General features: G+C 63.3%; 23 protein-coding genes. 14 read left to right on the top strand and 9 right to left on the bottom strand.

Annotation, left to right across the window (positions count from 1 at the left end; genetic code table 11):
- Positions 1 to 297 precede the first annotated feature (297 nt).
- From Q0P52_RS16425 to Q0P52_RS16405, 5 genes are all read left to right on the top strand, one after another.
- Positions 298 to 912 carry a hypothetical protein gene (locus Q0P52_RS16425; RefSeq protein WP_293766172.1) on the top strand — a complete coding sequence of 205 codons (615 nt, stop codon included), beginning with the start codon at positions 298 to 300 and terminating at the stop codon, positions 910 to 912.
- 21 nt (positions 913 to 933) lie between these two features.
- Positions 934 to 1,272: a DUF4870 domain-containing protein gene (locus tag Q0P52_RS16420; protein WP_293766171.1), complete on the top strand. Its 339-nt coding sequence runs from the start codon at positions 934 to 936 to the stop codon at positions 1,270 to 1,272.
- Between the two features lie 405 nt (positions 1,273 to 1,677).
- The gene (locus Q0P52_RS16415) at positions 1,678 to 1,890 is read left to right on the top strand and encodes a DUF3820 family protein (RefSeq protein WP_293766170.1); all 213 of its coding nucleotides are present in this window, start codon (positions 1,678 to 1,680) and stop codon (positions 1,888 to 1,890) included.
- Positions 1,891 to 1,893: 3 nt separating this feature from the next.
- A complete protein-coding gene (gene ylqF, locus Q0P52_RS16410; RefSeq protein ID WP_293766169.1) occupies positions 1,894 to 2,823 on the top strand; it encodes a ribosome biogenesis GTPase YlqF in 930 nt (309 codons plus the stop codon).
- A 119-nt stretch (positions 2,824 to 2,942) separates the two neighbouring features.
- Positions 2,943 to 4,052 carry a metallophosphoesterase gene (locus Q0P52_RS16405; protein WP_293766168.1) on the top strand — a complete coding sequence of 370 codons (1,110 nt, stop codon included), beginning with the start codon at positions 2,943 to 2,945 and terminating at the stop codon, positions 4,050 to 4,052.
- A gap of 66 nt (positions 4,053 to 4,118) precedes the next feature.
- On the opposite strand, the gene Q0P52_RS16400 is transcribed toward Q0P52_RS16405, so the two are convergent.
- The 6 genes from Q0P52_RS16400 to moaA all read right to left on the bottom strand — a co-directional run bounded on the left by Q0P52_RS16400 (position 4,119) and on the right by moaA (position 11,896).
- Entirely contained in the window at positions 4,119 to 4,661 is a 543-nt protein-coding gene (locus Q0P52_RS16400) for a hypoxanthine-guanine phosphoribosyltransferase (protein ID WP_293766167.1), read from the bottom strand.
- A 67-nt stretch (positions 4,662 to 4,728) separates the two neighbouring features.
- Entirely contained in the window at positions 4,729 to 5,598 is an 870-nt protein-coding gene (galU, locus tag Q0P52_RS16395) for a UTP--glucose-1-phosphate uridylyltransferase GalU (RefSeq protein WP_293766166.1), read from the bottom strand.
- A 77-nt stretch (positions 5,599 to 5,675) separates the two neighbouring features.
- Positions 5,676 to 7,106 carry a tetratricopeptide repeat-containing glycosyltransferase family protein gene (locus Q0P52_RS16390; RefSeq protein ID WP_293766165.1) on the bottom strand — a complete coding sequence of 477 codons (1,431 nt, stop codon included), beginning with the start codon at positions 7,104 to 7,106 and terminating at the stop codon, positions 5,676 to 5,678.
- 22 nt (positions 7,107 to 7,128) lie between these two features.
- Positions 7,129 to 9,549, bottom strand: a complete 2,421-nt coding sequence (gene ligA / locus Q0P52_RS16385; protein WP_293766164.1) for an NAD-dependent DNA ligase LigA — start codon at positions 9,547 to 9,549, stop codon at positions 7,129 to 7,131.
- A 52-nt stretch (positions 9,550 to 9,601) separates the two neighbouring features.
- Positions 9,602 to 10,753: a cell division protein ZipA C-terminal FtsZ-binding domain-containing protein gene (locus tag Q0P52_RS16380; protein WP_293766163.1), complete on the bottom strand. Its 1,152-nt coding sequence runs from the start codon at positions 10,751 to 10,753 to the stop codon at positions 9,602 to 9,604.
- Between the two features lie 168 nt (positions 10,754 to 10,921).
- Positions 10,922 to 11,896, bottom strand: a complete 975-nt coding sequence (gene moaA, locus Q0P52_RS16375) for a GTP 3',8-cyclase MoaA (RefSeq protein WP_293766189.1) — start codon at positions 11,894 to 11,896, stop codon at positions 10,922 to 10,924.
- A gap of 261 nt (positions 11,897 to 12,157) precedes the next feature.
- On the opposite strand from moaA, the gene Q0P52_RS16370 reads away from it, so the two are divergent.
- From Q0P52_RS16370 to Q0P52_RS16355, 4 genes are read left to right on the top strand one after another with little or no spacing between them, the layout of a single operon-like run.
- Positions 12,158 to 12,622, top strand: a complete 465-nt coding sequence (locus Q0P52_RS16370) for a MarR family transcriptional regulator (protein ID WP_293766162.1) — start codon at positions 12,158 to 12,160, stop codon at positions 12,620 to 12,622.
- The gene (locus Q0P52_RS16365; protein ID WP_293766161.1) at positions 12,612 to 13,160 is read left to right on the top strand and encodes a cytochrome b; all 549 of its coding nucleotides are present in this window, start codon (positions 12,612 to 12,614) and stop codon (positions 13,158 to 13,160) included. Before Q0P52_RS16370 ends, Q0P52_RS16365 begins: the two co-directional genes overlap by 11 nt.
- 49 nt (positions 13,161 to 13,209) lie before the next feature.
- Entirely contained in the window at positions 13,210 to 13,755 is a 546-nt protein-coding gene (locus Q0P52_RS16360) for a YceI family protein (RefSeq protein WP_293766160.1), read from the top strand.
- A 21-nt stretch (positions 13,756 to 13,776) separates the two neighbouring features.
- Positions 13,777 to 14,349: a YceI family protein gene (locus tag Q0P52_RS16355; RefSeq protein WP_293766159.1), complete on the top strand. Its 573-nt coding sequence runs from the start codon at positions 13,777 to 13,779 to the stop codon at positions 14,347 to 14,349.
- 187 nt (positions 14,350 to 14,536) lie between these two features.
- Here Q0P52_RS16355 and Q0P52_RS16350 read toward each other — a convergent pair whose 3' ends face one another.
- From Q0P52_RS16350 to smc, 3 genes are all read right to left on the bottom strand, one after another.
- Entirely contained in the window at positions 14,537 to 15,325 is a 789-nt protein-coding gene (locus Q0P52_RS16350; RefSeq protein ID WP_293766221.1) for an energy transducer TonB, read from the bottom strand.
- On the bottom strand, positions 15,325 to 16,704 hold the full coding sequence (locus tag Q0P52_RS16345; RefSeq protein WP_293766222.1) for an MFS transporter: 1,380 nt from the start codon (positions 16,702 to 16,704) through the stop codon (positions 15,325 to 15,327). The genes Q0P52_RS16350 and Q0P52_RS16345 overlap by 1 nt, the downstream gene beginning before the upstream one ends.
- 118 nt (positions 16,705 to 16,822) lie before the next feature.
- The gene (gene smc, locus Q0P52_RS16340) at positions 16,823 to 20,305 is read right to left on the bottom strand and encodes a chromosome segregation protein SMC (protein WP_293813777.1); all 3,483 of its coding nucleotides are present in this window, start codon (positions 20,303 to 20,305) and stop codon (positions 16,823 to 16,825) included.
- Between the two features lie 153 nt (positions 20,306 to 20,458).
- Between smc and Q0P52_RS16335 the strand changes: the two genes are divergently transcribed.
- The 5 genes from Q0P52_RS16335 to Q0P52_RS16315 all read left to right on the top strand — a co-directional run bounded on the left by Q0P52_RS16335 (position 20,459) and on the right by Q0P52_RS16315 (position 23,550).
- The gene (locus Q0P52_RS16335; RefSeq protein ID WP_293766224.1) at positions 20,459 to 21,025 is read left to right on the top strand and encodes a YqgE/AlgH family protein; all 567 of its coding nucleotides are present in this window, start codon (positions 20,459 to 20,461) and stop codon (positions 21,023 to 21,025) included.
- The gene (gene ruvX / locus Q0P52_RS16330; RefSeq protein ID WP_293766225.1) at positions 21,009 to 21,446 is read left to right on the top strand and encodes a Holliday junction resolvase RuvX; all 438 of its coding nucleotides are present in this window, start codon (positions 21,009 to 21,011) and stop codon (positions 21,444 to 21,446) included. Before Q0P52_RS16335 ends, ruvX begins: the two co-directional genes overlap by 17 nt.
- An 8-nt stretch (positions 21,447 to 21,454) precedes the next feature.
- Positions 21,455 to 21,964: a DUF3592 domain-containing protein gene (locus tag Q0P52_RS16325; protein WP_293766226.1), complete on the top strand. Its 510-nt coding sequence runs from the start codon at positions 21,455 to 21,457 to the stop codon at positions 21,962 to 21,964.
- Entirely contained in the window at positions 21,957 to 22,418 is a 462-nt protein-coding gene (locus Q0P52_RS16320) for a DUF3592 domain-containing protein (RefSeq protein WP_293766227.1), read from the top strand. Before Q0P52_RS16325 ends, Q0P52_RS16320 begins: the two co-directional genes overlap by 8 nt.
- A 394-nt stretch (positions 22,419 to 22,812) precedes the next feature.
- Positions 22,813 to 23,550, top strand: a complete 738-nt coding sequence (locus Q0P52_RS16315) for an S-methyl-5'-thioinosine phosphorylase (protein WP_293766228.1) — start codon at positions 22,813 to 22,815, stop codon at positions 23,548 to 23,550.
- The last annotated feature ends 1 nt before the right edge of the window (position 23,551 follow it).

The following is a 23,551-nucleotide window of genomic DNA, read 5'->3' as shown; positions in this document are numbered from 1 at the left end:
TTTTGCGCTTTGCGCCACGCCGGCATGACGCAGCGCAAAAAAACGACCCGGCCCGGCTTGACGCCTTCGGTCAACCTTGGCAGGATGGCCGACATGGTTACTTTCTCCGTCGTATACAACGTCTATTTTTATTGGTACCGCAGCTCAGGCGGCGCCAAGGGATGTTGACGGACTAAAGAAAGCCACACCGAAACAAATTCCCCCAAATGCCGCCGCGGTTCTCCGGCGGCATTTGTTTTTGCAGTTTCCGACAAATCAGCTCCGGCAGCCGCAGCGGCCAATACTGGAGACCTGGTCATGAACGAAGTCAGCGATGCCGTGCAGATTGCCCGTGCCAGCGCCCGCGCCGCCCTTGAGGGCGAAGCGTGGTCTGTCACCCTGCTTACCGATGGTGAGGCTTTTGCCAATACCGTTGCGCCGCAGGCAGGCTATCTGCGCGACTATCTGCTGACCGGCGCGGCAACCGGGCAGGTGGTGCTGGAGTCCCTGCTGCCGGAGATTCGCGCCTTGGCCATGTTGCTGGCGTCGCGCCGGCAGCGCGGGGCGAAGGGCTGCATGCCGGCCCGGCTGGCGGATGCCGCCGACTGGCTGGCCGCACGCATCGCCGTGCTGCGCCTTAGCCATGTGGTGGTGACGACCACAACCTTGCCTTGTCTGGATGAAGCGAACCAGCGTCTGAAAGCCTTGTCGGAAGAAACCGGGCACGCCTTGCCGCCGGCCAGCCCCGTGCTGATGACCGGCCTGCTGGCGCCGTCCGGAGAGCAACCGCTGTTGCAGGCCTGGAGCCTGCACCCGAGCTTGGCCCCTGGTCGCGCCACCGACATGGCCGGCTGCCTGAGCGCCAGCCGCCAATTGCGCGAACATTGCCGTCGCCATCTTGGCAGCCGGCTGGTCGGGCTGGGCCTGCACTGACTGTCGCAAGACAAGGACGATATGGACATCATTACCCGCGACGATGAACGTCGCCTGAACAACCTCACGCTGATCGTTTATATCCTGCAAGGCATAGGACTGTTTACCGGTGTGGGCTGGATTGCCGCTGTCATCGTCAATCATCTGAAGCGCGAGGACACGCGCGGGACGATTTACGAAAGCCATTTCCTCTGGCAGCTGCGCACTTTCTGGATAGGGCTGCCGGTGTTGCTGATCGGCATCGTTCTCAAGTTGATTCTGGTGGGATTTTTGGTGGTGGGCGTGCTGTGGGTGTGGGCGCTTTACCGCGTCATTCGCGGGGTGCTGGCGCTGAACGACGGCAAACCGTTGCCCTACTGACAGGGCCCGCGCCGAAGAGGAAACGCCCGGGGCGAGCCTTCGTCCCGGCGGTCGCCGGGAAAAAAGCGGGCGCCCTGGTTGGAAGGCGCCCAAAGCGGCTCTGCGCGAACCGGTAACCGGAATCCGGTTTGGGTTCGCCGATGTCGCACTGGCGCGCGACATCGCGGCAGGGCCTGCGTCGCTGTGGAGTCATCGTCGTGACGACGATGGGGCAACGTCAGCACAAGCTGGCCCGGTCCGCAACATCCTAGCCCCGGCGGGACAGGGCGAACAGCGAAAAGCCCGGCCGGCTTGCGGCAGGTCAAGCGCGCTGCAGTGTTGCGGATATGGCCTTGAAATCAAGGCGGATTGGCGCATCGGCGCTGGCTTTGGCACAATGCGCATCCTCCTGTCCGGTAGTCCATCATGCAAAGAGACGATCTGGAGCGGCTGGTGCGCACCGCCATGCCCTTCGGCAAGCACAAGGGCACGCTGATTTGCGACTTGCCCGGCAATTATCTCAACTGGTTCGCGCGAGAAGGTTTCCCCAAAGGCGAGATCGGTCGTTTGCTGCAACTGATGCAGGAGATGGACCACAATGGACTGCGACCCCTGCTGGACCCGTTAAAAAGGCAATAGAAAATGGCGATTCAATGGTTTCCCGGCCACATGAACAAGGCGCGCAAAGATGTCATGGAGCGCCTGAAAGACATCGATGTGGTCATCGAAATGCTGGACGCCCGCCTGCCGGCTTCCAGCGCCAACCCCATGCTGGCCCGCATGGCCAAGGGCAAGCCCCGCTTGATGATTCTGAACAAGCAGGATCTGGCTGATCCGGCGGTCACCGCCTTGTGGCTGGACTGGTACCGCGCCCGCAAGCAGACACAGGCCATTGGTCTGGACGCCGGCGAGCGCGCCCCGTCGCAAAAGCTGGTGACTGCCTGCCGCGAGCTGGCGCCCGGCCGCGGCGGGCTGGAAAAGCCGCTGCGCGTGCTGATCTGCGGCATCCCCAATGTGGGCAAGTCCACGCTGATCAACAGCATGAGCAGCCGCAAGATCGCCAAGACCGGCAATATGCCCGGCGTGACCAAGCATGAGCAGCGCATCATCCTGGCGGACGACGTCGAGCTGTACGACACCCCGGGCATGCTCTGGCCCAAAATCGAAGTGGAAGAGGGCGGCTACAATCTGGCCGCCAGCGGCGCAGTGGGCCGCAACGCCATGGACGAAGAAGAGGTATCGCTGGAGTTGCTGAAATACCTGCTGCAACACTATGCCGGGGACGTGAGCACCCGTTACAAGCTGCATGATATCGACGGCCAGCAAGACTGGCAGGTGCTGGAGATGATAGGCCGCAAGCGGGGAGCCATGCTGGGCGGCGGCAAGGTCAACATCCAGAAGGCCGCCGAAATCGTGCTGACCGATTTTCGCGATGGCCAGATCGGCCGCATCACACTCGAGCGCCCGGCCGAGTGGGTGGTGTGGGAGAAGCGCGCCAAGGAAATCGCTGCGCAAAAAGCAGCGGAGCGCGAAGCGCAGCGCTTGCTGAAGGCCGGCGGCCAGCGTGGCTGAGCTGTAGCCAGATAGCAGCAAGGAGACAAACCGGCGGCAAACCCGCCGGTTTTGCTTTGCTGCAATCAGTTCTTAACCGGCGCTGGCTATGGTGTGGCTTTTGTCCGGGGTTTTCATTCATGCCGCATACCGCTTCCTCCTTGCGCCGCTGCTGTGCGACGGCGCTGCTTTCCCTGCTGTTTTCCACTGGCGCCTTTGCGGCCAAGCCCGTGGACAAAGAGGTATTTTCCTTTGCCACTGTCGGCGATTCGCGGGAGGAGCCGGGCGCCGGACTCAGCCGTCAGGATGCCATCTGGCTGCAGAACACCCGAGCGTGGTCGCGCATGTTGCGTGAAATCCAGGCAACGCATCCCAAAGCCCTGTTTTTCAACGGCGACATGATCATGGGCTACACCACCGACAAGCCGACGCTCAATCGTCAGTATGCCTACTGGCGCGGCATGGTGTCGCACCTGATGGAGACGGGCACCTATGTGTTGCCGGTGCCGGGCAACCATGAAGTACAGGAAAAATTCAAGGACGCGCAAAGCGGCAAGACGCGCAAGGTGGCCCGTCAGAGTAACGAGGACAGCTGGCGCGACAATATGGGCGATCTGATCCTTGATGCCGAACGTTGGCCGAAGATCGTCGGCAGCCACTACGCGGCGTTTGATCCGGCCAATCATCCCCAGGTGGGCGAGGCCGATCGCATCAGTACCGATCAGACCCAACTGAGTTACTCCTTCGATGTGGCCAACAGTCACTTCGTGGTGATCAATACCGACCCGGTGGGCAATGACGGTCATCCGCCGACTGCCTGGTTGGCCGAAGACCTGGCCCGCGCCAAGGAGCGGGGCAGCCGCCGCTTCTTCGTGTTCGGTCACAAGCCGGCCTACACCTACTTTTACAAACCGGGCATCGATCTGGAGGGTTTCGACAACGACCCGCCAGCCCAGCAGGCGTTCTGGCGTTTGATCGAACAATACGGCGCCACTTATTTCTGTGGGCACGAGCACATTTTCAGTCTGATGCAGCCGCAAAAGACGCAGGGCGGCAAAGCCTGGCAAGTGATGGTGGGTTCCGGCGGTTCGCCGTTCTCGGCGGAAAAGGGCGACAGCAAGAATCCGGAAGACCGCACCTATGCTTGGGCGCAGGTGAAGGTATACCAGAGCGGTAAGGTGAAACTGGAAATTCGCGGATTCGACGACAGCTACGGGCCAACGCGCAGCCTGCGCCGGTTGGAGCTGTAGACAGACGGACGCGCATGAAAAACGCGGGCTCAAGGCCCGCGTTTTTCATGGTTGGCCGAAGCCGGTTTACTTCAGCGCGTGGATGGCCGGCAGATTGCGCCAGGCGCCGCGCACGTCCATGCCGTAGCCGAAGACGTAGCGATCCGGTACGTCCAGGCCGACGAAGTCGGCGGCGATCGGCTTGGCCTTGCTGATCAGCTTGTTGGCGAACACGCCGCTGTAGAATTCCTTGGCGCCCATGCCGAGCACTTTGTCGCGGATGGCGGCCATGGTGTGGCCTTCGTCCAGGATGTCGTCCAGCACCAGCACGATGCGATCCTGCACGTCTTCCTTCGGCGCTTGCTTCCAGACCAGTTCGCCGCCGTGGGTCTTGTCGCCGTAGCGGGAAACGTGAACGTAGTCAAAGTCGAGCGGGAAGTTCAGGCGCGGCAGCAGCTGGCCGGTGAACACCACGGCGCCGCCCATGACGGACAGTACCAGCGGATAGGTTTCACCCAGTTTCTCGGTGATTTCCACCGCCATGCGGTCAACGGCGGCGCTGACTTCTTCAGCGGTGAACAGGATGTCCGAACTGTTGATCAGACCGCGGGCTTCGGCGATGTTGGGCATGATGGCTCCTCAGGCAAATGCAAACGCCGCTCCGTCGCAGGGAGCGGCGTGATGGTTGAATCGGTTGTCAGTCCCGCAGGCTTTGCAGGTAGCGGGTGAATTCGTCGCCCACTTCATGGTGTTTCATTCCGTAGCTCACCGTGGCTTTCAGATAGCCGAGCTTGGAGCCGCAGTCGTAACGCGTGCCGGCAAAAGGCAGGGCCAGCACCGGCTCGTCCTTCAGCAGCGCGGCGATGCCGTCGGTCAACTGGATTTCGCCGCCCGCGCCAGCTGTAGTATTGACCAGCTTGTCGAAAATGCGAGGGGTGAGAATGTAACGACCCACCACCGCCAGATTCGACGGCGCCACGTCCGGATGCGGCTTCTCGACGATGCTACTGACTTGCTGCAGGCCCTTGGCGTTGTCGCGCACTTCCACAATGCCGTAAGAGCCTGTTTCCTCGCGCGCCACGGTTTCCACGCCCAGCACCGAGCTGTGGGTTTCGTTGAACAGCTTGACCATCTGCTCCATCGCACCCGGTTCGCCGTCGATCAGGTCGTCGGCCAGAATCACGGCGAAAGGCTCGTCGCCCACTACTGGTTTGGCGCACAGCACAGCGTGGCCCAGGCCCAGCGCTTCGGTCTGGCGGATGTAGATGCAGCTGACAGATGCCGGGATGATGCCTTGCACGATGTCCAGCAGCTTGCGCTTGTTCTTGTTCTCCAGCTCGGTTTCCAGCTCGTAGGCTTTATCGAAGTGGTCTTCGATGGAGCGCTTGTTGCGGCCGGTGATGAAGATCAGCTCGGTAATGCCGGCGGCGATGGCTTCTTCCACGGCGTACTGGATGAGCGGCTTGTCGACAACCGGCAGCATTTCCTTGGGGCTGGCTTTGGTGGCCGGCAGGAAGCGGGTACCCAGACCCGCGACGGGAAAGACGGCCTTGCTGATCTTCTGCATGAATGTTTCACCTGAAAATAAAGTGAGGCTCGGCGCGCATTCTATCCTGTCTTCCGCAACGCACCAAACCTGATGGGTCAAAGCGGGTATTCCCGCAACGCTTTTGCCACGCTTTCCAGCACAGGCTCCCATTGGGCCGGCGTTTGCTGACGGAAAACGCGCATGCTGCGATACCACGGCGAGCGCTCGCCGGCGGCCATGAAAAAGGGCGCGCTTTCCGCGCGCATCAGCACCCATACCGGTACGCCCAGCGCCCCGGCCAGGTGCACTACCGAAGTGTCCACGCTGATGACCAGATCCAGATTGGCGATGACGGCGGCGGTATCGGCGAAGTCTCCCAGCGGCAGGCTGACGGCCTTGCCCTGCAATTCGGCCGGCGGTTCGCCCAATTGCAGGGAGATGAAGTCGCAGCCCGGCGCATCCAGCAAGGGCAGGAATTGCGCCAGCGGCACCGATTTGTTCTGCCGGCCGTGGTCGGCGATGCCGACGCCCCAGGTGCCGGTTTCCCAGACGATGCCCACCCGGGCGCGGCCCGTTTGTCTGGCGGGCAGGCGCGCCGCCCATTGTTGGCTGAGCGCCGCATCGGCATGCAGATAGGGCTGATCGTCCAGGTTGTCCAGCGTCACGCCCAACTGCAGTGGCAGGGACATCAGCGGCAACTGCCAGTCGTAGTCGTCATGACGCTCGCCTTGCGGCAGCAAGGCGACACCGTCCAGTTGGCCGAAGAGACGGAAAAAGGTTTTCTGGCAGGCGAGTTTGAGCTGCAATTGCGGGTAGCGGCGTTGCAGTTCTGGAATGAAGCGGGCCATCTGCAAGGTATCGCCCAAGCCCTGCTCGGCCCACAGCAACAAGGTGCCGGGGCCGGTCTGCTGCGCATGCCATGGCGCGCGCGTGTACTGCGGCTGGAGAATGGAACCCCAGCGATGCTCGTACTGCGGCCATGCTTCGGCGTAGCGGCCGGCCAGCAACAGCGCCACCGATTGGTTGAACGAGAGGTGCGGGTCGCCGGGCCGCAAGGCCAGGCCACGCTGGTAGCTGGCAATAGCTTCATCCAGCCGCAGCGCGCAACTGTAGGCGTTGCCAAGGTTGTTGCAGCGCGCCGCTGTCTCGCCGCCGCGATGCAAGGCTTCGAGATGGCACTGCGCCGCGTCGTCGTAGCGCAGCAGGAACTGCATCACCACGCCCAGATTGCTCCAGGCGTCCACGTGGTCCGGTTCGGCCTGCAACACTTCCAGCAGCAGGTTCTGCGCCAGCGGCAGCTCGCCCAGCTCTTTGAGCAGCACGGCGAGATTGCATTTGATGTTGGCCGAAGCCGGGTTCAGCGCCGCGGCTTGCAGGTAATCGTCCAGCGCCTCGTGATAGCGCTTGAGCCCCATGCGGGCATTGCCGCGATTGAACAGCGCCTGCCAGTCCTGCGGGGACTGGGCGAGGCAGCGATCAAAGGCGGCGATGGCCTCCTCATAGCGGCCGGCGGCCTGCAACTGGTTGCCTTGCTCGAAAGCGTTCATGCGGGCTCTCCTCTTTACCCTGTCAGGCCGATTGGTCCAGCATGGCCAGCAGGGCCGCTTCGTCGATGACGGCCACGCCCAGCTCCTGCGCCTTGGCCAGCTTGCTGCCGGCCTCGCTGCCCGCCACCACGAAGTGGGTTTTCTTCGACACGCTGCCGGACACCTTGCCGCCGGCCGCTTCGATGCGGTCCTTGGCCTGATCGCGGCTGAGGGTGGGCAGCGTGCCGGTGAGTACGAAAGTCTTGCCCTCGAACAGCGGATGCGCGCTGCCGGCATCCTGCGGCAAGGCAGCCAGGATGTGCTGGCGCAGCGTCTCAAGAGCGCGGAGGGCGTCCTTGTTGGCGGGTGCGTCCAGCCAGTCTGCCAGCGCGTTGATCACTTCGGCGGGCAGGTCGAGCAACAGGGTCTGCTGGCGGCTGAAGTCCGCCAGTGCGGCGAGGCTGCGGATTTGTCCTGCCAATTGCTGGCTGCGCACCTCGGTCAGGCGTGGAATGTTCAGCCGGGCCAGCAGCGCGGCGGTGTCCAGCCTTTCGGCCAACCTGGGCGAGGGAGCGTGCTCGCCCTGCGGCTGCACGTAGCGCAGCAGCTGGTCCAGCGCATCGGCGTTGTGTGACTCGCTGAAGAAGTCCGCCAACGACTGGGCCACCACGCCGCCAATGTCGGGGAGGGCGGCGAACAAGGGGGCCGGGCATTGGCGAATCAGCGCCACGCTGCCCAGCCAGTCGGCCAGGGTCTTGGCGGTGGACTCGCCGACATGACGAATGCCCAGGGCAAACAGCAGGCGCGGCAGCGGCGGGGTACGGCTGGCGGCGATGGCCTCGATGAGGTTGTCCGCCCACTTGCTGGCAATCTTGCCGGCCTTGACGGTTTCCGGCGTCGCGCCTTCGTCTTCGTCTGCCCGGCGTTTCATTTCCAGTAGGTCATCCACGCTCAAGCGGTACAGATCGGCGACGCCGCGTACGTATTCGTATTCCACCAGCTTGTCGATATATCGCTCGCCCAAGCCGTCGATATCCATCATGCGCCGGCCGGCGAAGTGCTGGATGGCCTGGCTGCGCTGCGCCTTGCAACTGAGCCCACCGGAGCAGCGCGCCACGGCTTCGCCCTCCTCGCGCACCACATGGCTGCCGCATACCGGACAGTGAGTGGGCAGACGGTAGGGCGGATATTGCGGCTTGTCTCCCGCGCTGAAGAGGTCGCCGCCGGCTGCGGGCCGCATGGGACGCTGAGCCAGCACCACGGACACCACTTCCGGGATGACATCGCCGGCGCGGCGCACGATGACGGTATCGCCCACGCGCACATCCTTGCGACGCACTTCGTCTTCATTGTGCAGTGTGGCGTTGGTGACGGTGACGCCGCCGACAAACACCGGTTTCAAGCGCGCCACCGGGGTGATGGCGCCGGTTCGGCCAACCTGTTCCTCGATGGCCTCAACTTGCGTCAACGCCTCTTCGGCGGGAAATTTGTGGGCAATGGCCCAGCGCGGCGCGCGCGAGACAAAACCCAGCGTTTCCTGCTCTTCGCGACGGTTGACCTTGTACACCACGCCGTCGATTTCAAACGGGAGGGACGGGCGACCTTGCATCACGCCTTCGTAGTAGGCGGCGAGCCCGGCAGCGCCCTCCACCACTGGTCGCAAGGCAGCCTCCACTACCGGGAAGCCAAGCGCGGCCAACCAGTTCATTTCGCCATCATGGGTTTCCGGCCAGACAGCGCCGCTGACCCGTGCGATGGCGTAAGCGAAAAAGGACAGGCGGCGGCTGGCGGTAATGCGGGAATCCAGCTGGCGCAAACTGCCGGCGGCGGCATTGCGCGGGTTGGCGAAGGTCTTGTCGCCGCGCGCGGTCTGCTCGGCGTTCAGACGCTCGAAATCCTGTTTCAGCATCACCACTTCGCCGCGCACTTCCAGCAGCGCGGGCGGCGTGGCGCTGTTCAGTCGCAAAGGTATGCTGCGGATGGTCCGGATGTTTTCGGTGACGTTCTCGCCGGCGACGCCGTCGCCGCGCGTGGCTGCCTGGGTCAGCACGCCGTCTTGGTAGATCAGGCTGATGGCGAGGCCGTCGAATTTGGGCTCGGTGGCGTAATGCACGGTGGCTTGTCCCAGCTCGCGGCGGATGCGCTCGTCGAACTGGATCAATTCCGCATGGCGTTCGGCAAACCCTGTGGCCTGCATGTCGGAGAAGGCGTTGCCCAAGGACAGCATGGGCACTTCATGGGTCACCTGGCTGAATTCCGGCAGCGGCGCGGCACCGACGCGGCGGGTGGGGGAGTCTGCAGTGCGCAGCGCCGGGTGGGCGGTTTCCAGCGCCTGCAATTCGCGGAACAGGCGGTCGTATTCGGCGTCGGGCACCGTGGGCGCGTCCAGCGCGTAGTATTCGTGCCCGTAGCGGGTAAGCAGTTCTCGCAGGTAAAGGGCGCGTTGATGCGGATCCTGGCTCATCGGGTATCTCAAACGGAAAAGGGCCGGCGGATGCCGGCCCGGTTGATGCTGATCAGGCGAACAGCCTGAGCGCGGCCACGCTGCCGGGGGCGATGCCCCGGTCGTCCATGCTGCCGTAGATGTGCACCAGTTGGTCGCGGATGCGGGCCAGGCCCACATCGGTCAGTACGCGACGGTTGTCGTCCACCAGCTGCGCGTCGAACTCCATCGCCAGCTGCTTGGCAAACTGCACGGCGCGGTCGAACACTTCCACTCCGCCGGCCACGCGGGGCACGTCGAACAGCAGGGTCAGCGCCGGGAAGCTTTTGTCCAGCAAGGTATGGAAGGTGAACGGCATCTGATCGGCCGCCATCAGCGAATACAGCGTGTTGCCGGAATCCGCCAGATAGTGGAAGGCCCCGTCCGGTTCCAGTTGCAGGCCGGCGGCTTCGGCGAAGCTGCGCAGGCGCGTGCCTTCCACCGGGATGCGCGGCACCACGTTAATGCCGATCAGGACGTCGACGTCGGCGCAGAAGCGGTCCAGTTCGCGCGCGGCCACCAGTTTTTGCTGGCGCTGCGGGAAGCTGACGGCGGCATCGTGCTCTTCGGCGAAGTGCGACACTTGCTGGCAGAACACGGCCAGCTCCTGCTCGGAAACAGAGCCGCTGCGATCCACCATCTGCATGCCGATGTTGATTTGCTTGTAGCGGGTGCCTGGCAGCGCTTCCGCCGGCTTCCACAAACCTTTTTCCGTCCGGCCAAGGATGTGGGTGCGCTTGCCAACATTGAAGCGCGGCATGGCGGCCAGTTCGTGCGGCTCGTGGAACACCACTTCGGCGATGAAATCCAGTGACGGGTCGAGCAGGGCGATCACCAGCGCCTGGTGGTCGGCGGATTCCAGCGGCGCGGGTTCTTCTTCATCGCGCGGCAGCGTGTGCGCTTGCGCCGGGGCGGGAGTGGGCGCGGCCGGCATCGGCGCAGGCTGAGGCACCGGACGCTCTACCGGCGGCGGGATGTTCAGGCGGGTGTCTTCGGGGATTTCAGGTTCGAAAGGCTCGTCGTCGAACACGTCCGGCGTGGGCGCGCCATCCAGCAGCACAGGCTCCATGCGGTCGTGGCGGGCGCCGTCGCGAACATTGTTCTTGGGCACGTTCAGCAGCACATCGTCGTGCGAACGCGCGAAGGCCTGCCGCGTCCGTTTGCGGAAGCGCCATTCCTGAAACATGTTGAATCCAAACACCAGAGCGACAACTGCCGCTCCCAAGATAATCAAACCAATCTGCAATTCGCTCATTAGGCCGTCCGCGTTAAGGCGAATAATTTCTGACATAGTATAACGAAACCCGGCTGCAACAGGCTATGCGACGTTCAATTCGCCGCGTCACACCTGCTTTTAACCGCCTGTCATCGACATGATGCGGATGATCTGGCCGGGTTTCTCCTTGAATTCGTGGCGCTCGGGCTTTAATTCGATGGCCTCGCGGATTGCTTGTTCCAGGCCTGCGTCGCTGATGCCGGCCCGCAGTAGGGGGCGTAACTCGAATTTTTCGTTCTGCCCCAGACACATGTACAGGGTGCCGTCCACCGACAGGCGCACGCGATTGCAGGTGGCGCAGAAGTGCTGGGAAATCGGCGTGATGACACCAAGGGTGAAGTCGCTGCCGCTGGCTCGCCAGTAGCGCGCAGGCCCGCCCCCCAGCGACGCGTTTTCCGGTTGCAGGTCGTAGCGTGCTTTCAGACTCTGCAGGATGGGCTGCAAATCAAGATAGGCGGTGTTGCGACCGGTGTCGCCCATGGGCATGGCCTCAATCAGTCGCAGCACGAAGCCGTTGGCGATGCAGAAGCCCACCATGGCGTCGATATCGGCTTCGTTGATGCCTTTCATGGCCACCATATTGATCTTGATGGGCGCGAGCCCAGCCTGTTTAGCCGCCGTCAGGCCGGCCATTACCTGCGGCAGACTGTCGTGTCCGGTGATTTCGTTGACGCACTCTCGCCGCAGGGAGTCCAGGCTCACGTTGACGCGTCTTACCCCGGCTTCGGCCAACCCTTGGGCATGGCGCGCCAGCTGGGTAGCATTGGTGCTGATGGAGAGATCCTGCATGCCCGGCAAGGCGGACAGGCGCGCCGCCAGCGCGGTGAGGTTGCGTCTGAGCAACGGTTCGCCGCCGGTCAGGCGCACGCGACGGGTGCCCAGGCGGGCAAAAGCAGCCACCACGCGTTCGATTTCGTCAAAGGTCAGCCAGTTGTCCGGCTCTTCGAACCCTTTGAATCCTTTGGGTATACAGTAATGACAGCGCAGGTCGCACCGATCGGTCACGGACAGGCGTAGATAATCAATGGTGCGACCGAACCGGTCCTGCAAGATATGCATGAAAGGGAACCTTATCTGGCGATGGCTTGTCGAGATGGCTGCCGACCTGCCGTTTGTCTTCAGGATAACCTCAATCAGGTGGCGGCAAAAGCCGGACAACCGGCCCCTTGTCGACGTAATGGGGGTATGGTTTGTTACAGGCTTGCCCGCTCCCCCTGTCCGTGCTGTCGATCAGGTTTTTGCGAGCCATTCTCGAATGGGCTTGCCAATTTGTACTAATGCAAACTATACTAACTCTAACGACTTGGGTGAATCATGAGCAAATCCTACAAGGAGCCTTTTCTGCCAGTTCTGCGAGAACTCGCTCGTTCCTTCCAGGCCTTCGAACAATTCTCGGCCTTCCACACTCGCCAGATGGGGCTGACGCCGCCCCAGTTTGATGTGGTGGCCACGCTGGGCAATACCGAAGGCATGACCTGCAAGGAGCTGTCGGAGAAGACGCTTATCACCAAGGGCACGCTGACCGGGGTCGTGGACCGCCTGGAAGAAAAAGGCCTGGTGACCCGCACCACGCTGGAGCACGACCGTCGCAGCGTTGCGATTGCATTGACAGACGCCGGGCATGAGTTGTTCCACAAAGTGTTCCCCGCGCATCTGGCTTATATGAAACCGGCCTTTGAGGCGTTCAGCGAGGCCGATCTGAAACAATTCTGTGAACAGCTGTCGCGTTTGCGGCTGGCGTTCACCGACGCACTGGAGCAGCAGAAACATGAAGATTGAGCGTTACGCCGCGCCGACCATTCTTTTGCACTGGTTGGTGGCGCTGATGATCATCGGTACTTTTATCGTCGGTTTGACCGTGTCCGGCATGCCGTTGTCGCCGGCCAAGTTCCGCTATATCGCCTGGCACAAATGGGCTGGCATCACCATCCTGGCATTGGTGGCCGTGCGTTTGGTCGTGCGTTTGTTGACGCGCGCGCCGTCGCTGCCGGCCCATATGGGTCCGATGGAACAGAAACTGGCGCATCTGGGCCATGCTTTGTTGTATTTGCTGATGTTCTCCGTTCCCATGACCGGCTGGTTGATGAGCTCGGCGTATGGTTTCCCGGTGGTATTCCTGCAACTGGTGCAGCTGCCGGACCTGATCGCCACCAACCATGATCTGGGCGACAAACTGAAACAGGTTCACGAACTGCTGAACTGGACCATGCTGCTGGTGGTGGTGGGCCACGCGCTGGCGGCTGTGAAGCATCACGTGGTGGACAAGGACGGCATGCTGTGGCGCATGAGCTTGCGCCAGCCTGCTGCCCGCGATTGATCCCGTCCTGCGCCCACGCCCTCAATAGAACTTCCAGAAGGAAAACCGCATGAAATTCCTGCTTCCCGCCGCTTTGCTGCTGTCTGCCGCAACCGTTTACGCCGCCGCGCCCGATCCGGCCAAGAGTCAGATCGGTTTCGCGATGAAACAGTTGAATGTGCCGGTTAACGGCAGCTTCAAGAAGTTTTCCGGCAATGTGGTGCTGGACTTGAAAAAACCTGAAGCAGGCAAGGCCGATCTGACCATCGATACCGGCAGCATCAGCCTGCCCACCGCGGAGGCCGTCGGCGAGGCCAAGAAGAAGGACTGGTTCAATGTGGCGCAGTTTCCGACTGCTCGCTTTGTCAGCACCAGCATCAAGAATCTGGGCGGCGGCAAGTTGCAGGTAAGCGGCAAGCTGACGCTCAAGGGCGTGACCCGCGATGTTTCCGCGCCCTTCACGGCGCGTCAGGAAGGCGCGCTGGTGATTGTGGAAGGCAGCATGCCGGTATCCCGTCTGGCCTTCAAGGTGGGTGAGGGTGACTGGTCGGATACCGGCACGGTGGCCGACGAAGTGCAGATCAAGTTCAAAGTGGCCGTTCCGGCCAGCAAATAACCCTGTCAGGAGAATGACGTGATGATGAAGCAAACCCTTCTTGCCGGCCTGTTCGCCGTTGCCGCTGGTTCCGTGTTCGCCGCTCCGGTGACCTACGCCGTGGACCCGACCCACACCACCGCCAGCTACAGCGTGAATCACCTGGGCTTTTCCGTGCAGTCCGGCGCTTTTACAAAAGTGAGCGGCAATGTGGTGCTGGATACGGCCGCCAAGACCGGTTCTGTTGATGTCACCATCGACACCAAGTCGCTGCAAACCTTCCTGGCCGCGCGCGACAACCACCTGAAGAGCAAGGACTTCTTCAATGTCGAGCAATTCCCGACCATCACCTTCAAGTCCAAGGACCTGAAGTTCAACGGCGACAAGCTGGCAGCGCTGAACGGCGATCTGACCATTCTGGGCGTGACCAAGCCGGTTACCCTCAAAGTGACCAACTTCGGCGGTGGCAAGAACCCGATGTCCGGCATGGAAACCTACGGCGCCAATGCGGAAACCACGATCAAGCGCAGCGATTTCGGCATGAAGACTTTCCTGCCGGCCATCGCGGACGACGTGACCCTGCAAGTGAGCATCGAAGCCGTCAAGGCGCAGTAATTGCCATCGGCTGCCGCAGGCAATCGAAAAAGCCCGCCATCAGGCGGGCTTTTTGCATTTGGGACGCGGAAGCTTCAGCGCGGCGAAGAAAAATCACTGTCACGGGTGAGACAAGGCGCGCCGTCCCGGGCTGCGCCTGAGTACGGTATGGCGGCGCAATGCAGCATCAGGGGTTCGTTGACCGCTCTTACTGCGCCGCGGCGTCGCGCAAAGAGAAGGTGAGGGGGATTTCCAGCGTGGACTCTACCGCTTCGCCGCCGCGTTTGGCCGGCACGAAGCGCCATTGCCGCACGGCTTCAACGGCGGCGCGGTCCAGCCGACGGAAACGGCTGCCTTGCTTGATATCCACGGCCTTCGGCAAACCTTGCGCGCTGACCAGCACCAGCACCACCACTCGGCCTTCCTCTCCCGCCTCTCGCGAGCGTTCCGGATAGGCCGGCGGAGGGTTGTGCAGATAAGCACTGCGATACAGCGCGGGCTGATCACCTCCCCCCGTTGCCGAGCCCTTGCTCTGGCTTCCCGTGGCGGAGGGGTCGGCCGAAGCGGCGATGCGGGCCGCGCTCGGACTGCTGTTGCTGGCAGCGTCGGCCGGAACGGGTTTCACCTTGCTGCTGGCGAGCTCCGTTGTGGCTGGGCTTGGGCCTGGCTCCTGGCTCGCCAGTGTGCTTGGGCGCCTTGTTTGAGGTTTACTGACCGCTTGTTTCGGCGCGGCTGGCGGCAACTGATGCGGCGGCGCGGGCTCGCGGGTCAGCGCTTCTCCCGCCGCCGGCGGGCCGGCCTGTTGCAATTCCACCAGCAGGGGCGCGGCCGGGCGGTCGTCGCCGCTGGGCTGCTTGAGGGAGAGCCAGCCGATCAGCCCAGCGTGCGCCAGGGTCGAGAGCAGCAGCGCCAGGCTCCAGCCCGCACGCGAGGCACCCGACCGCAATGGCGGCTGCGCTTCGGCAAACGGTTCGGGGCAGGAGTCGGGGGTGGCCATCAGCAGTGCATCGGGGCGGAAGAGCGCCCATATTGCCACCATGCAACGGCCATGGACAGCAGGTAGAACGCCAGAAACAGCATGAATGCCGGGACGAAGCTGTTGAACAAATCCAGCGCGCTGCCAAACGACTTGGGAATGAAAAAGCCGCCCAGCGTTGCGGTGACCGAGCTGATGCTCATGGCGGCAACCCCACGCCGCCCACCGCGGGCATAGGCGGCCGCCACGCTGTCTCCGCGCTCTCGTGCCAGCCGGCCGGCTTCAATCAGAAACACTTTGGGCGACAGTTGATAGGAAGAGCCGTTGCCCACGCCGGCGGCGAGAAAGATCAGCTGGAAGGCGCAGAGAAACAGCGGAAACGAACCGCCGTCCTGCTCGCTGGGCAGCGCGGCCAGAATGCCCAGCGTGCCCAGCGCCATTGCCAGATTGCAGACCAACGTAGTGACGCCGCCGCCAATGCGGTCGCCGCACCAGCCGCCCACGGGGCGGGCCAGCGCGCACATCATCGGGCCGATGAAGAGATAGGGCGTGGCGTCGACCAGCGGGAACAGCTTGCGGGAGAGCAAGGGGAAGGCAGCGGAAAAGCCGATGAAGGTGCCGTAGCTGCTCAGATACAAGAGGCAGATATACCAGGTGTGCCGCTCTTTCATCATCTGCCACTGGTCGGCCAGCGTCAGCTTGAGCTTGGGCAGATCATGGGCATACAGAAAGCACAGCGCGGATATCAGCAAAATCGGCGCGATCCAGATATAGCCTGCGTTTTGCAGCCATACCGGGTGCACTTCCGCGCCTATGCCCCAGATTTGCGGATCGCCCGCCAGCGCGCCGAACAGCGGTGCAGCGATGGCCAGCGGCACCACGATCTGCACCACCGATACGCCCAGATTGCCGAGGCCGGCGTTCAGCCCCATGGCAAAGCCCTTGGCCGCCTTGGGGAAAAAGAAGCTGGTGTTGGACAGGTGCGACGACGATGCCGCGCCGCCAATGCCGCACAAGGCCGCCACCAACAGCAGTAGCGGGAAGGGCGTGGTGATGTCCTGCACCAGATGCCCCACACCCAGCGCGGGAAGCAACAGAAACAGGCTGGAAACGCCCAGCCAGGTGCCGCCGCCTACCCAGCTCCAGATGGTGGCGTAGAAAATGCGCATGATGGCGCCCACCAGCGGCGGGATGGAAACCAGCAGAAACTGTTGCTGGCCGCTGAGCGAGAAACCGATGGCCGGGAGGTTGGCCACCACGATGCTCCACATCATCCACACGTTGAAATTCAAGTGCAGGGCAAGGGTGGAGAGAAGCAGATTGCGATTGGCAATTCTGCGGCCGCGGGTCAGCCAGAAAATGATGTTTTCCGGCTCCCAGCGTTGAATGCGGACCGTCATGCTGCTGTGTTCCGAAGATGATTGCTGATGCGCGTCCCGCGCCGGCCGGCTTGGGAAGTCGCGCAGTATGCCAGCGCGGCCGGTCTGACGGTTTGCCGTTGATCAAGTCTGGCCCTGCTCATGCTGTCTCCCGCATTTTCAGTGCTTCCACAATGTCCACCGCTACAATGCGACTGACGCCTTGCTCCTGCATAGTGACGCCCACCAGCTGCTCGGCCATCTCCATGGTGAGCCGGTTGTGGGAGATATAGAGGAACTGGGTGCGCTCCGCCATCTGTTTGACCAGATCACAGAAACGGCTGGTATTGGCGTCGTCCAGCGGCGCATCCACTTCGTCCAGCAAGCAGAAGGGCGCGGGGTTGAGCGAGAACAGCGAAAACACCAGGCTCATGGCCGTCAGCGCTTTTTCGCCGCCGGAGAGCAAATGGATGGTGCTGTTTTTCTTGCCTGGCGGCTGGGCGATGATCTGCACGCCGGCGTCCAGCAAGTCTTCGCCGGTCAGCACCAGCTCGGCGCGGCCGCCGCCAAACAGGGTGGGGAAGAATTCGCGCATCTTGCTGTTGACCGCATCGTAAGTGGACTGCAGCATCTCGCGGGTTTCGCCGTCGATTTTCTGGATGGCCTCTTCCAGCGTGGCCATGGCCTGGTTGAGGTCTTCGGTTTGCGCGGCCAGGTAGTCGCCGCGTTTGCGCGCCTCTTCCAGCTCTTCCAGCGCCGCTAGATTCACCGCGCCCAGCCCTTCCAGCGCGCGCGCCAGCCGGGCGATCTCCGCCGCCAGGGCATTGGGCTTTACGCCCTCGCTGAGGTCGGCCAGCAACAGGCTTTCGTCCGCCTCGGCTTCCTTCAGCTCTTCGGCAAACCTTTCCACGGCCAAGCGCGCTTCCTGGTGTTTGAGCAGCCAGTCCGAGCGCGCTTCGCGCAGCGCCGGCAAGGCGGCGTTGACTTCCTGTTGCCGCTGCCCCAGCTGGCGCAGCTGTTCGGTGAGACCGTTGAGCCGGTCGCGCGCCGCGCTCAGCGCCTGGTCGCGGCTGTCGCGCACTGCAATGGCTTCTTGCAGCGCCTCTTCCGGCACGGCCTCGTCCACGCTTTCGGCTTCCATCGCGAGATTTTCCAGCCGTTCGGCCAACTGCAGGTCGCGCTCTTCCAGTTCGCGCGCCCGGCGGCCCAGCTCGGCCACCTTTTGGTCTGCAGTGTGCAGCGCCAGACGGATTTCGTGCATCACGCGCTCGGCGTCGCGGGTTTTGTTGCGCGCCAGTTCAAGGCCGGTTTCCGCGTTGAGCCGGTCGATGCGGGCATCTTCCAGTTGCTCGCCCAGCATTTCCAGCGTCATTGCCGCTTCTTCACCGGACAGCTGGCATTCTTCAATGTCCTGTAGGGCCAGCGCGCGTTCTTCGGCAATGCGTTGTTGTTCGGCATGAATGAAGTTGAGCCGCGCCGCACCTTGCCGCGCCGCCTGATCCAGCTTGACGTGCTCCAGCGTGCAGGCGTTGAGTTCCGCTTCCAGCCGGGTGAGCGAGCCCTTCTGCGCGCGCACGGCTTCGGCCAACATATTGCCCATGCTCACCAGCGAGTCGCGGCGTTGTTTCAGCTTGTCGATTTCCGGTTGCAAGGCGGCTTGGCGGACTTGCGCCGCTTCCAGTTGCGCCTTGCGCGCCATCAGGCCGTCGCCGCCGCTCTCGCCATGGAAATACAGGCTGGCAGGGCTTACCTGGTGGCCTTCCGGCGTCAGCAGGCATTCGCCGGCGGTGAGTTCGGCACGGCGCGCCAGCGCTTGGTCCAGCGAGTCGGCCAGCCAGACGCGGCTCAGCCAGTCGCGCAGCGCGGCGTCGAACGGCGCGATGGCGGATACCTGATCCAGCAGGCGGGGCCAGTCGGGATGGGCGTTGTCGGTCATGGCGCAGTCACCCTGCACCAGGGTCAGCGCCGAGGGCGCGGTGTCCCGGCAATCGCTGGCGCGAGCGGTCAGGCGCTGCGCCAGCACGGCTTCCAGCGCGGCGCGCCATGCAGCCGGCACCGTCAGCGATTGCCATAGCTGCGGCGCGTCGCGCAGTGCGCGCTCGTCCAGCCAGCCGTCCAGGTTTTCGCTGGCGGATTCGCGCACCAGCATGGCGGACAGCGCGGACGCTTCGGCTTCGGCGCGCGCCAGATCGCTGTTTTGCGTCGACAGTTGTTGATCCAGCCGTTCCCGCTCCGAGGCCAGATCGGCCTGCTTGGCTTCATCGGCCACGACGCGGGCGCGCACCGCCTCCAGCGCGGCGCGGGCGCGATCCGCCTTGTCGGCCGCATCGGCCAGCGTTGCCTGGTCCGGCAGATTCAGTTCGGTCAACTCCCTTTGCAGGGTTTGGCCGCGTTCGGCCAACTGTTGCAGGCCGCGCTGCAGGTGGTCGATTTTCTGGCGCGCCAGATCGCGTTCGCGGGTGAGGTTGGCTTGTTGCGCCACCAGTTGCGTCAGCGCCTGATCGCGCTGACGGTACTCTGCCTCGGCGCCGGGCAGCAGATCGGCGCCGTCTTCCAGCGCCATCTGGGCTTCTTCCTGCCGCATTTGCGCCTCTTCGCGCCGGGGCAGCCAGTCTTCCAGCTCTTGCGCCACTTGTTGCCGGCTGCCGGCCAGCATTTGCCGCTCGTTGCGGGCGTTGTCCAGTTCGCGATCAATGCGGCCGCGGTTTTGCAGCCGGTGGCGTTGTTGTTCTTCCAGCCGCGCCAGCGCGGCGTTGGCGTCAAACAGCGCTTGCTGGGCTTCGTGCACGGCGTCGGTAGCGGCGAAGTGGCTTTCGCGCTGCACTTCCAGCTCGGTTTCCAGATGGGTGAGGGCGGTTTCCAGCGCCGCCTCTTCCGTTTCGATGCGAGACAGCTCGGCACGGGCGTGTGCTTCGTTGCGGGCGGCCTCTTCTCGCCGCGCCAGCGCCAATAGGTTCTGCTTGTGAGTGAGGCTGCCGCGCAGATCGTGATATTGCGACGCCACTTCGGCCTGCTCGGTCAGGCGTTCCACTTGACGCTCCAGCTCCTGGCGCAGGTCTTCGATGCGTTCCAGGTTGGCGCGGGTGTCGGCGATGCGATTTTCGGTTTCGCGGCGGCGGTCCTTGTATTTGGACACGCCGGCGGCTTCTTCCAGATAGGCGCGCAGCTCTTCCGGACGGGCTTCGATGATGCGCGAGATCATGCCCTGCTCGATCACCGCATAGCCGCGCGCGCCCACGCCGGTGCCGAGGAAGAGATCGGTGATGTCGCGCCGGCGTACTTGCTGGTTGTTGATGTAGTAGCTGGATTCGCCCTGACGAGTGAGTACGCGCTTGATGGCGACTTCGCTGTACTGTCCCCAGGGGCCGGTGAGCTGGCCGTCGCTGTTGTCGAACACCAGCTCCACCGAGGCGCGGCTAACCGGTTTGCGGGTGGAGGAGCCGTTGAAAATCACGTCCTGCATCGATTCGCCACGCAACTGCTTGGCGCTGGATTCGCCCAGCACCCAGCGCACGGCGTCGATCACATTGGATTTGCCGCAGCCGTTGGGGCCGATCACCGCTACCAACTGGCCCGGCACGGGGATGGTGGTGGGGTCGACAAACGACTTGAATCCGGAGAGTTTGATGTGGGTCAGGCGCAAAGCGTCCTCGCTGCGGCAATCAGGGGGAAAGCGGCATTCTAGCAGGCGCGGGGGCATTCTCGGAGCGCTGGACGCATGCCGGCGTCGGCATTCCGGAAGCCGCTGTCGCCGGCATGTCATCCAGCGGCCGGACGCTTGTGCCATAATGCCCGGATGGAATCCGAAGCCCTGTCCTTCAGCGATCACTTCCTGATCGCCATGCCCAATATGGCCGACCCGCTGTTCGCTCGTTCGCTGGTGTACTTGTGCGAGCATGGCGAGCACGGCGCCATGGGGCTGATCATCAACAAGCCGTCCGGCATCGCCATGGCGCAGCTGTTCGACCAGATCGACCTCAAGCTGGAGCAGGATCCGCTGCGGGGCGAATCGGTGTTCTTCGGCGGCCCGGTGCAGCCAGACCGCGGCTTTGTGCTGCATTCACCGGTGTGCAGCTGGCAATCCAGTTTGCTGGTGACCGACGATATTGCGCTGACCACCTCCAAAGATGTGCTGATTGCCGTCTCCGAAGAGCGCGGCCCGGAGCAGCTGCTGGTGACGCTGGGCTATGCCGGCTGGTCTGCCGGGCAGCTGGAGCAGGAAATCGCCGACAACGGCTGGCTGACGGTGAAGGCCGATCCGTCCATCATCTTCGGCTTGCCGGCCGAGCAACGCTACGACGCCGCCATGGCGCTGCTGGGCTTCGACCCCGCCCTGCTGTCGGGGGATGTGGGACATGCCTGAAGGAACGGTACTCGCCTTCGATTTTGGCGAGCAGCGCATCGGCGTGGCCATGGGCGAAACCCTGCTGGGCATCGCCCATCCGCTGATCACCATCAGCACCCCGATCAACGACGAGCGTTTCGCCGCCATCGGCAAACTCATTGAAGAATGGCGCCCCTCGCAGTTGGTGGTGGGGTTGCCGCTGTACAGCGACGGCGCGGAGAGCCCGATGACGGCCCTGTCGCGCCGCTTCGCCAATCGACTCAAGGGCCGTTTCGGCCTGCCGGTGTGGCTGGTGGACGAACGCCTCACCTCGGTGATGGCGGAGTCCATGTTGGCCGAAGCCGGTTTGCGCGGGCGCAAACAAAAACCGGCGCTCGATCAAGTGGCGGCTCAGGCCATCCTGACTACCTGGTTTGAAAGCCCGGGCCTCGCTGTCTGACCCTTCGCATGAAACTCTCCTCCCGTTTTCTCACCCTGTCGCTGATGCTGGCGTTTCTGCTCAGCTTGTCCGGCCTCGTTTATGTGCTGCTGTACACCACGCGAGGGCCGGGCCGCTGGGAGTCCGCCCCCGGTCACGTGGAGAGCAGCCGTATTCTGGTGATTACGCCGGAAGGGCATCCGGATCACACGCGCTGGGAACCCTATGTGCAATACCTCTATACCGTTAACGGCGAGCTGTATCACAGCGATCGCGTGTTTGCGGTACAGAGTGGCCTGCCGGGCGACCATAGCAGCGCGGAAGACATCACCCGCCGCTTTCCGGCAGGCAAGCCCATCGTGGTGTTTTACAACCCGCGCGAACCGGCGATGTCGGTGCTGGTGCGCGACGGCGATACCTCCATCGGTGCCGGCCAGTTCATCCTTGGCGCGCTTAGCACGCTGTTCGGCTGGGCCCTGCTGGATCGACTGATTCGTCGCCGGCATGCGCTTCGGCAAACAGGGCGGCAACATGCCTGAACGCCTCTTTCCCTTATTGTTGCTACTGGCCGGTCTAGGCGCTTTTGGCTGGTTATGGATGCTGGGCGCCAAGGGCGATGCCTCCGCCGGCTGGCCCAGCGTGGCCGGCGTTGTCCTCGAGAGCGCTATTGATGCGCGGCCGATGCGCGGCGGTGGCGACCGCGATGGCGCGGAAGAATATCTGGCTCGGGTTCGCTATCAGTATCAGGCGGCAGGCCAGACCCATGTTTCCGCCAACCGCCGTTTTCCAGACCCGGGCTACGGGCGCAATCGCCAAGAGGCGGAAGACATCGTCGCCCGCTATCCGGTAGGCGCCTCTGTACGCGTCTGGTACAACCCCGCCAATCCCGCCGAAGCTTGCCTGGAAACCGGACAGCACTGGACGGCGTGGGCCGGCAAGGCCATCGCGCTAGTGATTGCCGGCGTCGGTTTGATGCTGGTGCTGCGCGGATGACTCGCTCCCGGATTTAGCGCCGCTGACAACCGCTCGCAGAGACTCTGAGCCAAGGCGCGCCGACGCAGGCCGTACGCAAAGTAGGACAAGGAGGCGCAACGCAGGATCAGGAGCTTTGTTGGCGGGTCTGAACGCGCCCCTCCTGTGGCGCCGCGATGCCAAATTCACTGCCGCGTTTTCCTTATTCCCACCCCTTGCGTTCATCTGTCTGACTACCCGGCGCGCTCAAAACGGCCTCTTCCCGCCTCGCGGTTGATGGGCCCGGTTTTGTTGGTCGCGCTTACCAAGCCCGGCAAATCCGTTTATCCTGCCAGCGGCTTCGGCCATAATGACAAAAAGCCAACCCGCCCGGCGGCAAGCCTTCCACGCCGGTCGTATGAGAAGGGGTAAAAATATGCTGGCCATCATCGGCGGCAGCGGCCTCGCCCGTCTGCCCATCCTCGAAGTCACCCATCGTCAAGTGGTCAGAACGCCCTACGGCGACCCGTCCTGCGCCCTCACTTTCGGTCGTATCGGCCAGCAGAACGTGGTGTTCATCGCCCGTCACGGCTACGGGCATTCGCTGGCACCGCATGAAATCAACTACCGCGCCAACATCTGGGCGCTGAAGGAGCAGGGTGTCAAGGGCATCCTCTCCATTGGTTCCGTGGGCGGCATCCGTCCCGACATGGGGCCGGGCGCGCTGGTGGTGCCGGACAATATCATCGATTACACCTGGGGCCGGAAGCACACCTTTTTCGACGGCCCGGATGCGCCGGTGGTGCACGCGGAATTCACCACGCCCTATGACTCCAGCCTGCGCGACAGGCTGATCGAGGCAGTCAAGGCCAGCGCGTCGCCGGCGGTGACGGCCGGTGTGTATGCCTGCACGCAAGGCCCGCGTCTGGAAACCGCAGCGGAAATCCTCAGGTTTGAGCGCGATGGCGCCGATATAGTGGGAATGACCGGCATGCCGGAAGCTGCGCTCGCTCGCGAGCAGAACCTACCCTACGCCCACCTCTGCCTGGTGGTGAACTGGGCGGCGGGCAAGGGCGGCACCCGCACGGTCGACTTCAACAACACCATCGCCGAGCAGGGCATGAGCGGGGTTACCGCGGTGCTGCAAGCCCTGCTGGCGTCGCATCCGGCCTGAT

Origin of the sequence: uncultured Aquitalea sp. (assembly GCF_945957525.1) — a bacterium.
GTDB lineage: Bacteria > Pseudomonadota > Gammaproteobacteria > Burkholderiales > Chromobacteriaceae > Aquitalea.
Note: the sequence above shows the minus strand (reverse complement) of the source record. Positions and strands in the feature narration are given on the sequence as shown.